The sequence below is a fragment of the Sorangium sp. So ce176 genome, from assembly GCF_051519835.1.
Taxonomy (GTDB): Bacteria; Myxococcota_A; Polyangia; order Polyangiales; family Polyangiaceae; genus Sorangium; species Sorangium cellulosum_G.
The window spans coordinates 3,831,117-3,848,989 of the sequence record NZ_CP150371.1 but is presented as its reverse complement, the minus strand read 5'-3'; the positions used below and the strand labels follow the sequence as shown (position 1 = coordinate 3,848,989).

The following is a 17,873-nucleotide window of genomic DNA, read 5'->3' as shown; positions in this document are numbered from 1 at the left end:
TCAAGTCACAGGCGATCGCCCGCACCGCGCCACGGCGATCGCTCACCCCGCCTTGCCGCGATCGTGACCCGGCGCGTGACCGGGCAGCTAGCCCGCTCGAACCGACGGCAGCTCTGGCGCGAAGGAATCGGTGACTCCGCTGGCGCTGTCCGTGACCCCGCTCGGCGCCGTGGCCTGGCGTGGTCGTCATGCCGTGCCGCAGTGAGCCATGACAGCCGGGACATCAGCGCCGGTAACGTTGAGAAGCGTCTGGTCCGGTGCGCCGCTCAGCGCGTGGGCAACGCACCGTCCGCACCCACGCACGCGCGCTGTGGACGGCAGCAATCCGTCGCGCGCTCCGCGGCAGCGCGTATTGCGATGCTCCAGGGGATGGAAGAACATCCAATGAAGTGGCCGCCATCTTGCTTGGCGGCGGACCGGAGGCCCTCATGCATAGACTGCCTGCATCGCGCCGCAGCTTCTCCCCGATGCTCGCCATCCTCGCGACCGCATCATCGTTTGCCGCCTGCGCTCCGTGGGAGCTCGGGGAAGACGAGCCCCCGCAGGTAGACGATCCCGGGAGCGTCGCGGTCGCGGCGGAGCCGCCGCCCGCGATCAGCGGTGGCACGCTCGCCGTGAGCAGGAGCGCTGTCCGGGCGGTGGCCGCGGATCCGGATCGCGATCGGGTGTGGATCATCGATCTCGAGGCGCAGAAGCTGACCGCGGAGATCGTCCTCGAGAAGGGAGACGAGCCGGGCAGGGTCGTCGAGGATGACGTGGGGCGGTTCCACGTCGCGCTCCGCCGCGGAGGCGCGGTCGTCTCGATCGACGCGGAGAGCGGCAAGGTCGTCGACCGGCGCGACGCGTGCCCTGCCCCGAGGGGGATCGCCTACGATGCGACGACCGACCAGCTCCATGTCGCCTGCCTCGGCGGCGAGCTCGTGACGCTCCCGGCCGGTCCCGGGGCGGCGACGCGCCGCGTGCAGCTCGAGCGCGACCTGCGCGACGTGGTCGTGGACGGTGATCGGCTCCTGGTCAGCAGATTCCGCGCGGCGGAGCTGCTCACGGTCGACGCGAACGGCAGCATCGCGGGGCGAGAGTCGCTCCCGCAGTTCGACCTGTTCGGGCAGGTGTTCGCCCCGGCCGTCGCCTGGCGGACGCTCCCGCTGCCGACGGGGGGCGTCGCGATGGTGCACCAGCGCGCCCTGATCGCGCCCGTCGAGATCGTGGAGGGCGGCTACAGCTCCGGCGGCTGCGATGGGAGCATCGTGCACAGCACGGTGTCGGAGCTCGGGACTGCGGCCCCGAACGGCCTGTTGAAGCTGTCGCCAGCCCTCCCGTCCGCGACCCTCCCTGTCGACCTCGCGATCTCCGAGGACGGCGCGTCGTACGCGGTCGTCGCGGCCGGAAGGAACGAGGTCCTCGTGACCAGCCCCGCGAGCCTGAGCCAGAATGTGGAGGTCGGCTTCGAGCAGGGGACCTGCATGGAGCCGCAGCACCGGGTGACGGTCGACGGCGAGCCCACCGCCGTCGCGTTCGCCGGCGACGCCGTGATCGTGCAGACCCGCGAGCCGGCGAGCCTCCAGGTGCTCGCGCTCGACGGCGTCTCCCGCAACCGCGTCATCACGCTCCCCGGCGAGAGCCGCAGGGACACCGGCCACGAGATGTTCCACAAGAACGCGTCGGGTTCGATGGCGTGCGCGTCGTGCCACCCGGAAGGCGGCGAGGACGGCCACACCTGGGTCTTCAACCCGATCGGGCCGCGGCGCACCCAGTTCGTGAGCGGCGGCATCCTCAATACCGCGCCGTTCCACTGGGACGGCGACATGTCCGGCATCGAGGCCATCATGAGCGAGGTGTTCGAGCGGCGGATGGGCGGCATGCACCAGGGTCCGCGCCGGGTGAAGGTCTTCGCCCGGTGGATCGACAGCCTCCCCGCGCCGCCGGTGTCGTCGGCGCCCGACAAGGACGCCGTGGCGCGCGGCGAGTCCCTCTTCCACGACAAGACCGTGGACTGCGCGAGGTGCCACGCGGGCGCTCAGCTCACGAGCAACGAGTCGTTCGACGTCGGCACGGGCAAGGCCTTCCAGGTGCCGTCGCTGGTCCGCATCGGCGCGCGCGCGCCGTTCATGCACGACGGGTGCGCGACGACGCTGAAGGACCGGTTCACCAAGGCCGCCTGTGGCGGCGGTGACATGCACGGCAAGACGTCTCACCTGTCGGACGCCCAGCTCGACGATCTGGTCGCCTTCCTCGAGACCCTCTGACCCTCCTCAGATCCGGCGTTCCGGCGGGATTTCCGCAGGAGATCCCGCCCTGATCGCGCCCCCCTCACCGCGAATGATGTAACGAGCGCCGAGCCGCGATATGCTGGCGCGGCGTGAACGTCGCAGAAAAAGTCGCCACCCTCGAAGCGCTCCTCCAGCGGGTGCAGCGGAACGCCGCTGCGCCTCGAACCCGGACGTTGCTCCCGGTCTCGGCCGAGCTCGTCCCTCACCGCGGTGAGGCGCCCGGCGCTATCGCCGACGACATCGCAGGCGCGGCCTGGCCGGACGGCGGGCTGAGCCCGGCGGAGACGTCGCCGGCGAGCGAAGCGCGGCCGGCAGCGGTCGCCGCGGGCGGGCCGCCTCGCGCCCCCGAGCCGTTCCTCGACGATGCGCGCCATGTCGCCGCGTCGCCCGCCGCTCAGGCGCCGCAGACCGCTGCAAGGCAGCCGGCCGCGGCCGCCAGGGCACCGCAGGAGGCTCAGCCGGCGGCGAAGACCCCGCAGCAGCCGGCGGCGAAGACCCCGCAGCAGCCTCCGGTAAAGACGCCCGCTGCGGCCACGCCCGCCGCGGGCGCGGCCAGGACATCGGCCTCCAGGACGGCCGCGGCAGCGCCGGCGCGCGCCTCGGCGCAGTCGCTCGGCGCCCCCGAGAGGCCGGCGGCGGGGCGGCCCGCAGCCTCGCTCGACCTGCCGCGGGCCGACGCCCGCGACACCGGTCCCATCGCCGGTGGCCAGGAGACCTACCGTCCGCCCGCGGACGCCGAGCCGAAGCCGAGAGATGCGGCCAGACCTGCCGCGTCCAAGGTCGGGGCGCCGGTCGCCGCCAGGTCGCCCGGCCAGCTCTCTGGCGGCGCGGCGGTGCCGCCGGCCCGCGGCTCCAGCCCGCGCGCCGAAGGAAAGCCGTTCTTCCCGCACGAGGACGTCGCGGCGAGGGGAAAGCCGGTCGAGAGCGACAGCGAGCTCTCGTTCGCGGGGCTCCTCCCCGACGAGCCGACCGCCGCGCCGAAGCCGGGCGCGGCGCTGAAGCTCCCCGCCGAGCGCAGGCCGGAGCCCGCGGCGGCCGAGGCGCGCAGGTCGCTGGCTGACCGCGCCGAGGCCCCCGTCGCGGCGCGCGCCGCGAGCACGCCGGTCGCGAAGGAGGGCGCCTTCGCGCTGGAGGCGGCGGCGGAGCGCGGCGCGGCCATCAGCGAACCGGTCACGCCGAAGGCCGCGCCAGCAGAGACGCTCGCGGCCAACGCGCGGCGCGCGATGGGCGAGCCGGCCATCGAGCGCGAGCTCAGCCGCGATATGGTCGACGATGAGCCGACCGTGATCCGCGGCATGCTCGAGGACGAGCCCACGGTCATCCGCTCGCGCCCCGAGGGCCTCGAAGACGAGGAGACGGCCGTCCGCTCCGCGCGGTCCGAGGCCCAGGCGATCGCCCGCTCGGTCCACGACCAAGAGACGGTCGACGCGGCTCCCGGGGTGCTGCCCAGGGGGGCCGTCGACGAAGGGGATCGCAAGTCCAGGCCGAAGCCGCTCGACCGCGACCTGCTCCCGAAGGTCATCACCAAGGATCCGCCCATCGTCCCGGCGGACAAGGCGCCGCCGAAGCAGTCCGAGGTCGCCACGACGCGGCCGCCCGCGGACACCAGCGTCAGCGTCACCGAGCGCCCGGCGGCGCCTCGCTCGCGCGTGGGCCTCCTCATCGCGGCGGTGGCGCTCCTCGTGGCCGGCGCAGCCGTCGCGCACCGCCTGGGGTTGTTCGGCTCCGAGCCGGCGCCCCCGGCGAACGTCGGTCCTGACACCAACGCGGGCGCAGCGCAGGACGTCACGGCGCAGCCCCCGCCCACGCAGCCGACGCCGGCCGCCACGCCCGCAGAGACGGCGCCCGCCGCGCCGTCGGCGGTCGAGACCGCGACGCCGACCGCGACGGCTGAGCCGACCGCGACCGCCGCGCCGGCCGAGACCGCCGCGCCGGCTGCGGGCAGCTCGGAGAGTCTGCCGTCGAACCGCGGCCATCTGCTGGTCAACTCGCCCGAGCAGGCCTCGGTGTACGTGAACGGCTCGCTCGCCGGAAACACGGGAGAGACGCTCGAGGTTCCTTGCGGGACGCGCTACGTGCGGCTCGGCAAGCTGACGACGGAGAAGACGTCGACCCCCGCGTGGCTCTCCTCCGGCCAGGCGGTCATCGTGGGCTGCCGCAAGCAGACGGTCCTGTCGATCAATCCCACCCCGACGAGCCCGGCGCCCGAACGGCCTGCGAAGCGCAAAGCCAGCCCGGCCGCCACCCCCGCCCCCGACCAGGAGGGCGCGGCGCCGGCGCCCGCCGGGGGAGACGCGCCTGCGCCGGCGGGCGATCCTGCTCCGTAAAAAGTCCACCGCGCTTGTTCGATGGAAGCCCGCCCTCCGGGCGGCCTGCGCTCCTGCGGGTATGCAGGAGCGCGGTGCTAGGCTGCGCCCCTCATGGAATCCAAGACGACCGCCTTCCCCCACGCGGCAGGCGCTGAGGCCGACGAAGCGGCGGCCCTGCGGACGCCCGGCGCGACGGCGAGCGCTGGACCCTTTCCGGTGAGCGGCCCGGCGGGGGGAGAGCCCCTCGACGACGTCGCGGAGACAGCGCCCTCCGCTGTCGGGGAGATCGTCGTCCGGGCGCGGGCGGCGCAGCGCGTCTGGGCCGAGGTCCCGATCGGGGAGCGCGCGGAGCTCATCGGGAAGGTCAAGCGGCGCCTGCTCGCGCGGGCCGAGGAGATCGCGGCGCTCCTGCACCGCGAGTGCGGTAAGCCGATCGAGGAAGCCGCGCTGGCCGAGGTGCTGCCGAACGCCGATCTCATCGACTACTGGACCGTGTCGATCGAGGAGCTGCTCGACGAGGTGACCGTCGATCTCAACCCCCTCGCCTACCCGGGCAAGGCCGGGCGCGTCCGGAGGGAACCGCGCGGCGTCGTCGCGCTCATCACGCCGTGGAACTACCCCGTCTCGATCCCGCTGCGCACGATCGTGCCGGCGCTGCTCGCGGGCAACGCCGTGGTCTTCAAGCCGAGCGAGGTCACCCCGCGCTCCGGCGCCCTCGTGGCGTTGCTGTTCGACGGGCTGCTCCCCGACGGCGTCCTCGCCGTCGCGCAGGGCGGCGGCGACGTCGGCGCCGCGCTCATCGACGCCGGCGTCGACCTCGTCGTCTTCACCGGCAGCGTCGCTACCGGCAAGAAGGTCGCGGTCGCGTGCGCCGAGCGCCTCGTCCCGACGTCGCTCGAGCTCGGCGGGAAGGACAGCGCCATCGTGCTCGACGACTGCGATCTGGAGCGCGCCGCGCGCGGCGTCGTCTGGGGCGCCTTCACGAACGCCGGACAGAACTGCGCCTCGATCGAGCGCGTCTACGTCGAGCAGGCGATCGCGGACCGCTTCATCGAGCGCGTCGTCGCGCTCACCGGGCAGCTCCGGGCGGGGATCGACGTCGGGCGGATGACGACCGCGCGGCAGGCCGACATCGTCCGGCGTCAGCTCGAAGCGGCCGTCGCGGACGGGGCCGAGCTGCTCGCCGGCGGCGCGCCGGAGCCTGGCTCTCTCGCCTTCCCGCCGACGGTCCTCAAGGTCGAGCGCGAGGACACGCCGCTGCTCCGGGAGGAGACCTTCGGCCCCGTCCTCCCCGTCCTGGTGGTCAACAACGCCGAGGAGGCGATCGCCCGCACCAACGCGTCGCGCTTCGCGCTCACGACCAGCCTCTGGACCCGCGGGTACGAGCGGGCCCACGTGCTCGCGCGCCGGCTGCGATCGGGCGTGGTGACGATCAACAACCACGGCTTCACGGGCGCGCTCCCGGCCGCCCCGTGGACGGGGACGGGCGACAGCGGCTTCGGCGTCACGAGCAGCCCGCACGCGCTCGCGGAGCTGACGCGGCCGCGCTTCTACCTCGAAGATCGCAGCAGGGCGAAGAGCGAGCTGTGGTGGTATCCCTATACTCCAGCGCTCCGGACCATCGCCTTCGCGATGGCGCGGGTGCGAGGCGGAGCCGGATGGTTCGGCCGCATCAGCGCCCTTGTCGAGCTCGTCGCCGCGTTCGCCAGGCGCATGCTCGGCCGCTGATCCGGAGGCCCGTCGAGGCAACGCATGCGCCCCCTGATCCTCCTCTCCAACGACGACGGCTACTCGGCCTCGGGTCTGATCGCGGTGCGGGACGAGCTCATCCAGCACGCCGACGTCGTTGTGTGCGCCCCCGCGGTCAACCAGAGCGCCACGAGCCACTCGCTGAGCCTGCACCGCGTCCTCCGGCTGCTGGAAGCCGCGCCCGGCGTGTTCGCTGTCGACGGGACGCCCGCCGACTGCATCTACGTGGCCCTTCACGCCGGCGCGCGCGTGCTGCCGCGCCGCCCCGACCTCGTCGTGTCGGGGATGAACCACGGGCTCAACCTGGGCTCCGACATCTTTTACTCGGGGACCGTGGCCGCCGCGCGCGAAGGAGCGCTGCGCGGCATTCCCTCGATCGCGCTCTCCGCCGACGCAGGCGCCTCGCGCGGCGCCGCGGCGGCGCTCGGCGTGAAGCTCGCCCTCGCCCTCCACCGCGCCGCCGGGCAGGCAGGGCGCCGGCCGGCGCCGCTGCTCAACGTCAACATCCCCGCGGGCAGCAGCTGGCCCGTGCGCGCCACGCGCATCGGCGCGCGCCTGTACACCGAGGAGGTGATCTTCCGCCAGGATCCGCGCGGGCACGAGTACCTCTGGATCGGCGGCGCAGGCGTGCGCCACGACCTCGTCCCCGGATCCGACACCGAGGCGTACGACGAGGGGGCCGTCAGCGTCACCCCGCTGACCCTCGACCTGTTCGCAGCGCAGCACGAGGGCATCGCGAGCGGCATCGCCGCGGAGCTCAACGACGGCCGGACCCCCTGAAGCCTCGCGCTGCGGCGCCCTGCTGCGCTTCCCGGGTCGGGGGCGCTCGCCTAGGCTCCGGCGCCATGTTCAACCACGACGACCTGCCCTCCGAGCACGCGCTCCGCTACCTCAAGGCCCACCTCCGCAATGTCCCGGATTTTCCCAAGCCGGGCATCCTCTTCAAGGACATCACGCCGCTCCTCGCCGACCCGCGGGCGCTCCACATCACGCTGGATCTCCTGGCCCAGCGTTACATCGGTGAGCACGTCGACGTCGTGGTCGGCGTCGAGTCGCGTGGCTTCATCTTCGGCGGCGCGCTGTCGGCTCGGCTCAACGCGAGCTTCGTGCCCGTGCGCAAGCCCGGCAAGCTCCCGGCCGCGGCCGATCGCGTGGCGTACGATCTCGAGTACGGCACGGCCGAGATCGAGATGCACAAGGGCTCGATCAAGCCTGGAGCCAGGGTCCTCGTGGTGGACGATCTGCTCGCGACCGGCGGCACCGCCTCGGCGGCCGCGGAGCTCGCGCGCAAGCAGGGCGGCGAGGTCGTCGGCTTCGCCTTCGTCGTCGAGCTCGACTTCCTCGGCGGGAGGGCGCTCCTCGCGCGGCGCGCCGGCGACGCGGCCCGCGTCTACTCGATCGTGCACTTCGCCGCGGGCGAGTGAGCGGTCAGTCCTGCCCCACGCCGACCTGCAGCTTGCGCGCGACGATGCGGCTCGCGCTGGTCGCCCGGGTCGGGCCGCCGACGGGGAACGTGATGACGACGGCGCCCGCCCCGCCCCTGGTGATACCGCCGCCGTGCGCCCCCACGAGCTTGCCCAGGCTCGCTCCATCGAGCGAGGCGCCGGCGCTGCGCAGGGCGTCGATCGGCCCCGCTCCCTTCAGCGCCGCCAGCGCCCCGCGATCGACCGCCGGCAGCTCGGCGAACAGGCCGGATGCATGGACGAGCGCCGCCGCCGCGGCGGCCGGGTCCGATCCACGGAACCAGGCGCCCGCGTCGTGGTAGGGCAGGTGCGCGCAGCGCGCATACAGGGCGCCGAGCTCGGCGGATGCCCCGTCGGCCATGCGGTCGGCCAGGGCGACGAAGCGCGCCCGGAGCGCGGGATCGAAGTACGCGCGCGCATAGCCGCCGGAGAACCGCGCGGTGATCGCGCGCCACGACGGCGAGCGCCCCGCCTCCTCCGCGTCGAACCCCGGGACGATCTCCACGAGCCCGTCGGTCACCGCCGCGAGCTCGGCGTCGGCGCTCGCCGTCAATTTGCCCTCGGAGATGAGCCCACCAAGCCCCACGGCCTCCGCGCTCGGGGGCTCTTGCTCTGCGGCGGCCTGCATCGCGCCGCGCGGCGTCGCCAGCCAGAGCTCGGCGACCCAGCCCGCGAGCTCGAACGGCCCCATGGATGCGCCGGAGTAGATCCGCTTGCGCGCCGCCTCGCAGGTGCGCGCGTGCCTCGCCGCGTCTTCGGCCGCGGTCGTCTCCGGCGCGACCGGCGAGGCCACCGGGTCCTCCCGCGATCGCAGCGCGCGCGCCGCGACGAGCGCGCCGACGAGCGCGACCGCGACCGCGACGACGGGGATCACGACGTAACGCGCCGGCCGCCCCGGCGCCCTCGCGCCCGGCGGCGCCATCGAGGTCACCGCGCGCTGCGCCTGCGCGAGCCGCCGCGCGAGGTCGGACGCCTTGCGCGCGCGCAGGTCCGGCGGCAGGAGCGGCCACTGCTCGACGAGCTGCTCCAGGTCGATGGCCACCGGCGCCCCGCGCCCGCGCAGCGCGATCTGCCGCCCCTGGACGCTCACCGATCCCGACGTTCCAAACAGGCCGAGGGCCTCCTGCACCGCCGCCTCGATTTCCCGCGCGCTGAGGTCGTCCACGATCGCAGAGTAACCGGATTTGAGGTCGGCGTGCCCGCCGCTTCTCTGCGCGGCGCCCGGGGCTCGCGGGGCGGGCCCGGGAGCGCCTGGTCGGCGCGGGAAATGCCGCGCGCGGCCGAGGGAAATGGCACATTCCTGCGCGTGCAGAAGACGCGCGTCTACCTATCGCCCGGCATGTTCGGGTTCGCCACCCTCGCCTCCCTCGAGTACTTCGAGCATTTCAGCCGAGCGATCGAGGAGCGCTTCCGCGATCGCGGCCGCGTCGTCGAGATACGCGTCTGCGAGGTGCACCCGACGGCCTCCCTCCTCCGCCGGGCCGCGAAGCTCGCTCGCCTCGTGGACGAGAGCGCCGGGGACGACGGCGGCCCGATCCACATCATCGGCCACTCGACCGGCGGCCTCGACGCCCGCCTCGTCGCCTCGCCCTCGGTGCGCCTCCCCGGGAACGCGCACCGCCGGCTCGGCTGGACGAGCCGGCTGCGGTCCGTCACCACGATCAACACGCCGCATTTCGGCACGCCGCTCGCCGCCTTCTTCGCCACGGTGAGCGGCCAGCGCCTGCTCTACGCCGTCACGGCGCTCACGGTGGCGGGCCTCAAGCTCGGCGCGCCGCCGCTCGCGGCCGCGTCGGCGCTCGTCGCCGCGTTCGGCCGGGCGCAGTTCGGCTTCCTCGAGATCGAGCTCATCGATCGCGCCGTCGAGAGCTTCATCCGCGTGCTCGACGACGCCTCCAGCCGCGAGCTGCGCGCCTGGCTGAAGCTGCTCCGCGACGATCAGGGCGCCATCGTCCAGCTCATGCCCGAGGCGATGGACCTGCTCCACGCCGGCCTGGAGGACCGCGCCGGCCTGCGTTACCAGAGCGTCGCGACGTACGCCCCGCGCAACGCCGTCCGCGACTGGGTGTCGGCGCTCAGGTCGCCGTGGGGGGCGATGTCGGCCGCCATCTTCACGGCGCTCTCGAACATCACGGCCCGCCTGGACGAGCACTACCCCTGCCGCTCGCATGACGGCTCGATCGAACAGAAGCTCGCGCGCGTGCTCGGCGAGCTGCCGCCGCCGGACGCCAACGACGGCGTTGTCCCGCTCGCCTCGCAGGTCTGGGGAGAGCTCATCTGGGCCGGTAAGGCCGATCACCTCGACGTCGTCGGCCACTTTCCGGGCAAGGGCGGGCACATCGACTGGCTGGCAAGCGGCGCGCGCTTCAATCGCCTGCGCTTCGACGCGGTGCTCGATCGCATCGTGACCGGGATGATGGCCGGCGAGCAGAGCAGCCTGTCGGAGCAGGCCACGCCGCCGCCGCGCCCGGTCATCGAGACGGTCGCGCCGGAGCGTGGGGACGTGGAGCAAACCGCCGCCGCGGCGAGCGCGATCGGCGGCCCCGCCGTCGAGGATCCCGGCGGATGAGCGCCGGCGGCGCGGGGCGCGCGCTCGAGCAGATCGCGGCGGAGCTCGTCGGGTGCCGTCGCTGCCCGCGGCTCGTGGCGTGGCGGGAAGACATCGCGCGCGAGAAGCGGCGCGCCTACCGGGACCAGACCTACTGGGGCCGTCCGGTGCCGGGCTTCGGCGATCCGGACGCGCCGCTCGTGATCGTCGGGCTGGCGCCGGCGGCGCACGGCGCGAACCGCACCGGTCGGATGTTCACGGGCGACCGCTCGGGCGACTTCCTCTACGCGGCGCTCTTCCGCGCCGGGCTCGCGTCGCAGCCGACGAGCACGTCACGCGACGACGGCCTCGCGCTGCAGGGCGTGTTCATCACGGCCCCCTGCCACTGCGCTCCCCCGGACAACAAGCCCGCGATCGACGAGCTCGCGGCGTGCCGCACCTGGATCGAGCGAGAGCTCGCGGCCCTGCGCCGCGCGCGCGTCTACCTCGCGCTTGGCAAGATCGGCTACGACGCCGTGGGCGCGCTCGCCCGCGCTCAGCGCGCCTCCGCCGCCGGGGAGCGCGCGCGGCGTCGCGCCGAGGATGATCCACGCCTGCCGCCGTTCGCGCACGGCGTGGAGGCGACGATCCCCGATCCGCGCGGCGGCGCTGGCGAGGCGCGGCTCTTCGGCAGCTACCACGTGAGCCAGCAGAACACCCAGACCGGGCGGCTCACCGGCGACATGTTCGACGAGGTCCTGCGCCGCGCCATGCGCGCAGCAGGGCTGCGCGCCGCCTGAGGCCCGAGCGATCGGTAGAGCTCGCTCGAAGCGCCGCGCTCTTGATCGCCCGCGCTCGCCAGGCGCGTCCCGCAGCCTACTCCTGCTTCGACAGGATCTTCTGCAGATCGCCCGACTGGAACATCTCCATCAGGATGTCGGAGCCGCCGATGAACTTCCCGTCCACGTAGACCTGCGGGATCGTCGGCCACTGCGAGTAGTCCTTGATCCCCTGCCGCAGCGAGGGGTCGGTCAGCACGTTGACATCTTTGAACTCCACGCCGCACTTCTTCAGGATGTCGACGGCGCGCGCCGAGAAGCCGCACTGCGGGAAGGTCTTGGTGCCCTTCATGAAGAGGACGACGCGGTTGCTCTCGACGGTATCCTTGATCGCCTGGTGGATGTCGCTCATGGCTCGTTCCTGATCTCCCGCCGCGAGCGGGATCGCCCATCTTTCAACGTACACAGAAGCCGCGCGAGTCGCCGGACCGCGCGTTGACCCGACCGGCAGGGGGCTCTCGACGGGATCGCACCCGGCTCGCCAGGCGACCACGTGACCTTCGCGCCCCGGACGCGCAGGTACGAGCACGCTTTCTGGTGTCGACCGTCGCCCGCGTCAACTGGGCGAACGCGCCGCTGGGTCCCCTCCCGCTGGGATGTGCCTGCGAACAGATGCCGCGACAGGGCACGTCCTCGTTGCTCGGCGCGCCGCTGTCCCCTTCGGGTTCGGGCCCGCCGTGAGCCGCGCGCCGCGTGGACCAGGCGCAGCGCGCCTCCGCGATGGCGTCGGGCGGCCACGACCTTGCATGATCGCGGCGCGGGCGCTCGACGCAGCGCGGTGCTCGTCTTCGGGGAGCAGCGCTCGAACGACGGCGGACGGCGCGCTCTCGGCCCTCGGGGGTCCGGGGATCAGCGCCGCATTTCGCTCGTTTTTCGCGCCTCGGGCCCGGGAACCGCAGCGTCTGGCCTCGCGCCGCCAAGTCGTTGTAGAACACGCCCCCACCTGGGCCGTCTTACCGTTCGTGACCAGCGGCCGTGAGCCGCCGCGGGTGCGGCGAGCGTCCCAATGTCGTGGCCTCACCTCGCACAACCCTGAAGGAGCCTCGTATGCGCTTGTACGTCCTCATCCCTGCAGCCCTGCTCGGCCTCGCGCCCCTCGGCTGCGGAGGCAGCGACCCGGAGCCGAACAACCCGTCGCAGATGCAGAACCAGTACGGGGCGTCAAACCAGTACCCGCCCGGCCAGTACCCCCCGGGCCAGTACGGCCAGCCCGCCCCGGCCGGTCAGTACGGCCAGCCCGCCCCGGCTGGTCAGTACGGTCAACCCGCCGGCACCCCGACGACCCCCACGACGCCGACCACCCCCGCTGCGGGTGCGAGCGGCGGGCAAGCCGCACCGATCGCGCCCACGATGGTGGCCGCGGCGACCCCGGTGCTCACCGCGATGGCGGCCTCCGAGGTCCAGGGCATGCAGGCGGAAGGCGGCGCGTTCGCCGGGCAGTTCCAGGACGGCCAGACGCTCGAGCAGCCGTTCAACATCCAGCCGGGCAAGTGCTACTCGGTCATCGGTGTGGGCGTTGGCCTCCAGGAGCTCGACATCCAGCTCGTCGCGCACACGCCGCCGATGCCGCCCGTGGTGCTCGCCCAGGACAGCACCACCGGCCCGAACGCCACGCTCGGCGGCAAGGGCCAGTGCTTCAAGAACCCGCTCCCCATCGGCGGCCCCGCGAAGGCCGTCCTGCGCGCCCGCGGCAGCGGGATGGCCGTCGGCCAGATCTACGTGAAGTAGTCGCCTCCTTGCGGCTTCACGGCGCCGCCTCGCGGGCATGTCGCATCGCGAGCCGGCGTCGTCGTCCGCAGCGCGCGACGCGCGCCGCCCGGCCCCGCGGCGCAGCCGTTGGGCTCGCCCTTCGTCGGAGCGACGGCATGCTCCCGGGGCGAGGGCCCGACAGCAGCTTCGCCCTCGTGTGAGCCCGCTTGCGCCGTAAGCTGCTCCAGCAGCGCGTTCGGCCACGGCTCACCGGGAGCGGCGTGGTGCGCTCGGCCCCGCGGCTTCTCGCCGGGGAGGGTGCAAGGTACACTCCCATCGTGAGCTTGCCTTGGAGACACTGGGCGCCGCGGGTCGCCATGCTCGGTCTGGCGTCCTGCTCGCTTCGCATGAGCGACGAAGCGGGATCGCCGGCGCCCGATCCCCCCACCAACACCTCTTCGCCGGTGATCCTGGCGTTCGAGGAGCAAGGACCGCTGCAACTCGCGCCGGGGCAGTTGCACACGGTCTGGGTCGCCGGCCAGCCGCCGGCGCCCTACGAGGTGACCTTTACCCTCCTCGGCGACGCCGCGGGCGCGTGGGTCGACAGGACGACCGTCGTGGCGGGCGAGGACGGCAGGGCCTCGGTCCAGCTCCATGCCTCGAGCCTGGGGAGCACGTTTCGACTTCGCGCCGCAACGAAGGATGGCCCCGCCGCCGAGCTCGGCGTGTCGGTGAGCGCCGAGGGCTTCGGGGCGCTGCGCGTCCTTCCGCTCTACCAGGGCAGGCGTCTCGCGAAGGAGTGGACGGCGAGCGTCATCACGGGGGCCACGTGCGAGGAGCTCGCGACCGTAGCGCCCGAAGCGCCCGCGGGCGCGCTCGTGGCGCATGGCGGCCCGGATGAACCGCTCATCGTCGCGGGCGCCCCGGTGGGGCTGACCCTTACCGTTGCGCTCCACAGCGGAAAAATCATGTGGGGCTGCACGAGTGAACGAGAGCTGCAGGCCGGCTCCTCGCGCGACGTGTGGGTCCCGGTCAGGGATCTGCCCATCGACCTTGCGGCGACGAGCCTCAACACGAAGCTGACGATCGCGTCGGCGGATGGGCTGGACGCGCTGCTCGACACGGCGACCGATGAGATGCTCGACGCCTTCTTGCCTGCTGGCGCGGAGGCCGCGTCCCTGCTCGACGCCATGGAGCGCGCCGCGCCCCCGGACCAGGCGCCCGAGTTCGCGGCGCGACGTCGGGAGCACGGCTGGGACACCGCCGCAGAGGCGCACGTCGCCGCGCTGCCGACCTCGCTGCGCAACCGGTGCCATGGGTGGGCACGCGCCGGACAGGAAGCTGCGCCGCTCACGATCGACGGCAAGCTGAACGGCGCGAAAGACATGCCAGGAAGCGCGCTCTTCGACGTGAGCTGGCTCGGCAGCGCGCCCACCGAGAACACGGGCGGACGGGCGCCCGACGTCATGACGTGGACGGCGGATCCCGGCGACGTGCTCCGGCTCGCCGGGACCCTCTCCTGGGTGCCGAGCCTCTACGTGGGCGGCGCCGCGGCGCTCGGGGCGACCCTGGAGGCGGAGGCCGAGTCCGTCCCCGCCGCGCTCGCCGCTGCGGCGGACTGTGCGACCCTGGGCGATGTGCTCGTCGGCTACTCCGGCTGCAACAGCGACTGCATGGCGACGCTGTGCGCGAGCGGGCTCGGGATCCTCTGGCACGATGGCCTGGAGGCCCAGGCGAAGGCCGGCCGAACTGGCGAGATCGTCGTGAACGCCTCAGGAGAAGCGCAGGTCAACAGCGCCGCCGCGCCGATCTCGTGGACGGCAGACTGGCTGGGGACCGTCCGTTACGGGGGCCTGGAGGCAAGCGTCGAGGGGAAGGTGGACGCCGTCTCCACGGACGTCATCGCCAACTGACCGCCCGCGGTCACCAGCGCCTCATCGGCCAGCGCCCCTGGGCTCGCAGCGCAGCCGCCACCTCCGCCCCGTTGTCCGCTCGGTCGCGGCGAGCGGGATGGCGCTGGCAGCAACGTCGTGCTGCTTCTCGGGCGTCTTCGAGAAGATCCCTTGCAGCCTCACCGACATCGCCTCGACGCACGCGACGCCAGGATCCAGGCGAAGCCGGAACTCGGCGCCATCGACCGACGGGTAACTGCCGCCGAGATCGAAGCTCGGTGAGCCCTCCAGGCTCGTGTCCAGGAGCCAGCCGTCCTGGCCCGGCTGGCAGCGGTCGAGCGGCGTGTCCACGAGATCTTTGCGCCCGAGCGGCACCGCCTCGCCGAGCGCGCCGGTATCGCGGTCGATCGGGAGCACATGCCAGGAACCGGCGCGCACGCCCGGATCCGGGGCCGTCGAGATGAGCAGGCCGACACCGCCGCCGAGCGCGCGTCGGACCAGGCGCGGCGGGTCGACTCCATAGCTCGTGCGCGCGGGACGATGATAGGTCGCGAGCGGCCGCGCGATGCCGAGGTCGGCGCGCCACAGCGTCACGGACTCGTACGAGCCGCCGGGCGCCACGAAGAACCATGTCTCGCCGAGCCGCACCGCACCGTTCGGAAAGGGCCGGAGAAAGTTGCCTGAGCGGCCGCCGCCGTCGCGGAGCGGGAGCACCGGCAGCCCCTCGGACACCGCGAACAGGCTGCATCCTGCGCCCCGACACACGTGGGTCAGGGCAGCCCGTCCGCCCGGGTCGAGGTACGCGCCCCAGGAGGCAGCCCCGTAGTTGACGACCCCGAGCGCCTCGGCCGCGGTGGCCTCGTCCGACCAGGGCGAGGCGCTCACGGCGCTGGAGCGCACCCCGCCATCCGGGTCGAAGCGATCGTCGAACCGGATGAGCCAGCGCCCCGCCCGAGCCCAGTCAGCGCCCCGCTTGCCCCATGCGTAGGCGCGCACGGTCACGATGTCGTACGGGGCCCCGTTGTCGAAGCCGATCTCATCCGCGCCGAGCGTGGGCGGCGCGGTGTTGCGAAAGGGCGCCCACGCCGAGCTCGCCGCCTCCTTGGACTGCGGGCGCGCGGCCGGCTGCCGGGGGCGCGCGGCGGGCGCGGCGGATGGCCTTTCCGGCAGCGGCGGGGTCGACGAGCCGAGCGCCTCGCAGCGCATCGCGATCGGGCTGCCCGCGCGGAGCGGCGTCTGGAGCACCGGCGGCGGCTTCGCTTCGGCGAGGTCGTCCGGCAGCGCCGTCTTGCCCCAGCCGACGCGTATCCAGCCCTTGAAGACACAGCCGACAGGGCCGCACGCGCGCGTCCGGGGAGCCGCGGCGTCGTCGTCCCGCTCGGGCAGCTCGACCGAACGCCAGGTCATGCCGCCGTCCGTCGACTCGGCGGAGCGCTCGCCCTCTCCTAGAGAGAACGCGAACCGCCCTGACAGGAGCGCGCCCGTGCCGTCCTGGCGCGACGCGCCGGCTGTCACATGGCCGCTCTTCACGTCGATCCGGACGCCCACGATCGGGCCGCCTGCCTCCACCCAGCCGCCGAGGACCCCGGGCTCGCGCTCCTCGAACCCCTCGATCCACATCCCGCGCTGCAGATCGCGGACGATGCTGCGGGGCTTGCCCGGAAGGATCAGCGGGACGGTGGTGACGTCGCTCCCCTTCAGCAGGGTGAGCTGCCCCGATGCCCCGAGGCGCGGCGGCGAGAGGACGGCGACGCGGCCGTCGGAGAGCGCGACGACGCGCTCGACGCCGACGTCCCGCGCCGGCGCGCGGACGTGGATCTCGCGGGTGCCCCCGTCGGCGGCGACGATGCAGTACGCGCGGCCGTCATGCGCGCCGCCGCGCTCTCCGCAGGCGCCGCGGATCACCAGCGCGCCGTTGCCGCTCGCGGCCACGAAGCGCGGCTCCTCGAAGCGCATGAGCCGGCGCATGCCGAACGGCGGCTGGAAGGCGTAGAGCGTCGTCGGCCCGTCGCGCTCGCCGCAGACGAAGCCGAACGAGGCGCCCGCGCGGATCGCGTGGCACGTCGCCTCGCGCTCGGGGTAGGCGTCCAGCGCGACGTCGACCACGGCGCCGTCGCGCAGCGAGACGCGCGCCAGGGCGCCGGCGCGGGCCACCACCGCGGTCGAGCTCGAGTCGGGCCACCCGTCCTCGACCGCGGCGCGCAGCGGGCGCCGCCCGAAAGGCCCCTGGGCCCGCGCCGGCGCCTCCTGCACGTCCTCGGGCGTCTCCAGGGTGCGGTACGTGACGCCGCCGCGCGCGTCGACCGAGTAGAACCCGTTCGCGGTCATCACCGCCGGGTCGCCGCCGATGACCGTGAGCGAGGTGGGTCGCGCGTCGACCTCGACCGGCCGCCACGTGGCCCCTGCGTCGAAGGTGACGAGCAGCCCGCGCAGATCGGCCTCGACCACGGCGCGCCACCCGTCGGCGAACGCGAGCTGGCCGTACGCGCTCGCCGACGGGAGCGGGCCGAGCGGCATCGGCTCGCCCTTCTGCGCGTCGATCGCGATGAGCCGGTGGCTGTGCGAGAGCCGGGCGTAGAGGCGATCGAACCCCGCGGTGATCTCGTTCGCCTCCGACGGCAACTGGACCAGCGGATCGAGCGGGGCGAGCCACTCCCGGGCCCGCCAGAGCTGCGCGCTCCCGCGGTTCGAGGCGTAGAAGAGGTAGCCGCCGCCGAGCCGCGTCGGGAGCTTGAGCGCGGTGACCTGACCGGACGGCAGCAGCTCGGCGGCGCGCTCGAGCGATCCGTCGTCGTGCGCGATGAGGCGCATGCGATCGATGAGCACCCGCCGGGACCCCGCCTCGCTGGCCACGACGCCGCGCTCTCCGACGAGGTCAGGGAGGAGCTGCGAGGGCGTGATCATGGTGACGAGCGCCCCCTGCGCGGCTCGCCCACCGGCGGCCGGGAGCGCCGGCTGCGCAGCCCCGCCGCGCGACGCCTGCGCCGCGCTCGGCGCCCGTCCGCCGCACCCTGCGGCGCCCGCGCCGAGGAGCAGCATCGTCGCGAAGAGCGGCGCTGCGCCCGGCGCCCGACGCGCAATCGGCGCGTGATACCGCCGGTCGGGCTCGCTCATGACGGACGATGCTAGCGCGCC

Annotated in this window: 12 protein-coding genes; 9 read left to right on the top strand and 3 right to left on the bottom strand. The window is 73.8% G+C overall.

The features are described from left to right. Positions 1 to 428: 428 nt before the first annotated feature. The 5 genes from WMF42_RS14520 to WMF42_RS14500 all read left to right on the top strand — a co-directional run bounded on the left by WMF42_RS14520 (position 429) and on the right by WMF42_RS14500 (position 7,752). On the top strand, positions 429 to 2,246 hold the full coding sequence (locus WMF42_RS14520; RefSeq protein ID WP_061606518.1) for a c-type cytochrome: 1,818 nt from the start codon (positions 429 to 431) through the stop codon (positions 2,244 to 2,246). 113 nt (positions 2,247 to 2,359) lie between these two features. Continuing rightward, complete coding sequence (locus WMF42_RS14515) at positions 2,360 to 4,597, top strand: hypothetical protein (protein ID WP_437692497.1); 2,238 nt, start codon at positions 2,360 to 2,362, stop codon at positions 4,595 to 4,597. A 93-nt stretch (positions 4,598 to 4,690) separates the two neighbouring features. Beyond that, complete coding sequence (locus WMF42_RS14510) at positions 4,691 to 6,307, top strand: aldehyde dehydrogenase family protein (RefSeq protein WP_437692495.1); 1,617 nt, start codon at positions 4,691 to 4,693, stop codon at positions 6,305 to 6,307. A 24-nt stretch (positions 6,308 to 6,331) separates the two neighbouring features. After that, complete coding sequence (surE, locus tag WMF42_RS14505; protein WP_061606521.1) at positions 6,332 to 7,108, top strand: 5'/3'-nucleotidase SurE; 777 nt, start codon at positions 6,332 to 6,334, stop codon at positions 7,106 to 7,108. 65 nt (positions 7,109 to 7,173) lie between these two features. Further along, positions 7,174 to 7,752 carry an adenine phosphoribosyltransferase gene (locus WMF42_RS14500; protein WP_061606522.1) on the top strand — a complete coding sequence of 193 codons (579 nt, stop codon included), beginning with the start codon at positions 7,174 to 7,176 and terminating at the stop codon, positions 7,750 to 7,752. 4 nt (positions 7,753 to 7,756) lie between these two features. On the opposite strand, the gene WMF42_RS14495 is transcribed toward WMF42_RS14500, so the two are convergent. Then, positions 7,757 to 8,956 carry a hypothetical protein gene (locus WMF42_RS14495; RefSeq protein ID WP_061606523.1) on the bottom strand — a complete coding sequence of 400 codons (1,200 nt, stop codon included), beginning with the start codon at positions 8,954 to 8,956 and terminating at the stop codon, positions 7,757 to 7,759. A gap of 30 nt (positions 8,957 to 8,986) precedes the next feature. Between WMF42_RS14495 and WMF42_RS14490 the strand changes: the two genes are divergently transcribed. Beyond that, on the top strand, positions 8,987 to 10,360 hold the full coding sequence (locus WMF42_RS14490) for an esterase/lipase family protein (RefSeq protein ID WP_437692493.1): 1,374 nt from the start codon (positions 8,987 to 8,989) through the stop codon (positions 10,358 to 10,360). Further along, positions 10,357 to 11,118 (top strand): uracil-DNA glycosylase, encoded by a 762-nt coding sequence (locus WMF42_RS14485; RefSeq protein ID WP_061606524.1) that lies wholly within the window; start codon positions 10,357 to 10,359, stop codon positions 11,116 to 11,118. Before WMF42_RS14490 ends, WMF42_RS14485 begins: the two co-directional genes overlap by 4 nt. Before the next feature lie 76 nt (positions 11,119 to 11,194). Here WMF42_RS14485 and grxD read toward each other — a convergent pair whose 3' ends face one another. Continuing rightward, the gene (gene grxD / locus WMF42_RS14480) at positions 11,195 to 11,509 is read right to left on the bottom strand and encodes a Grx4 family monothiol glutaredoxin (RefSeq protein ID WP_061606525.1); all 315 of its coding nucleotides are present in this window, start codon (positions 11,507 to 11,509) and stop codon (positions 11,195 to 11,197) included. Between the two features lie 695 nt (positions 11,510 to 12,204). Here grxD and WMF42_RS14475 point away from each other — a divergent pair. Further along, positions 12,205 to 12,885 carry a hypothetical protein gene (locus WMF42_RS14475; protein WP_061606526.1) on the top strand — a complete coding sequence of 227 codons (681 nt, stop codon included), beginning with the start codon at positions 12,205 to 12,207 and terminating at the stop codon, positions 12,883 to 12,885. Between the two features lie 368 nt (positions 12,886 to 13,253). Beyond that, positions 13,254 to 14,759: a hypothetical protein gene (locus tag WMF42_RS14470; protein WP_437692490.1), complete on the top strand. Its 1,506-nt coding sequence runs from the start codon at positions 13,254 to 13,256 to the stop codon at positions 14,757 to 14,759. A gap of 21 nt (positions 14,760 to 14,780) precedes the next feature. On the opposite strand, the gene WMF42_RS14465 is transcribed toward WMF42_RS14470, so the two are convergent. After that, entirely contained in the window at positions 14,781 to 17,852 is a 3,072-nt protein-coding gene (locus tag WMF42_RS14465) for a hypothetical protein (RefSeq protein ID WP_437692488.1), read from the bottom strand. Positions 17,853 to 17,873: the final 21 nt, after the last annotated feature.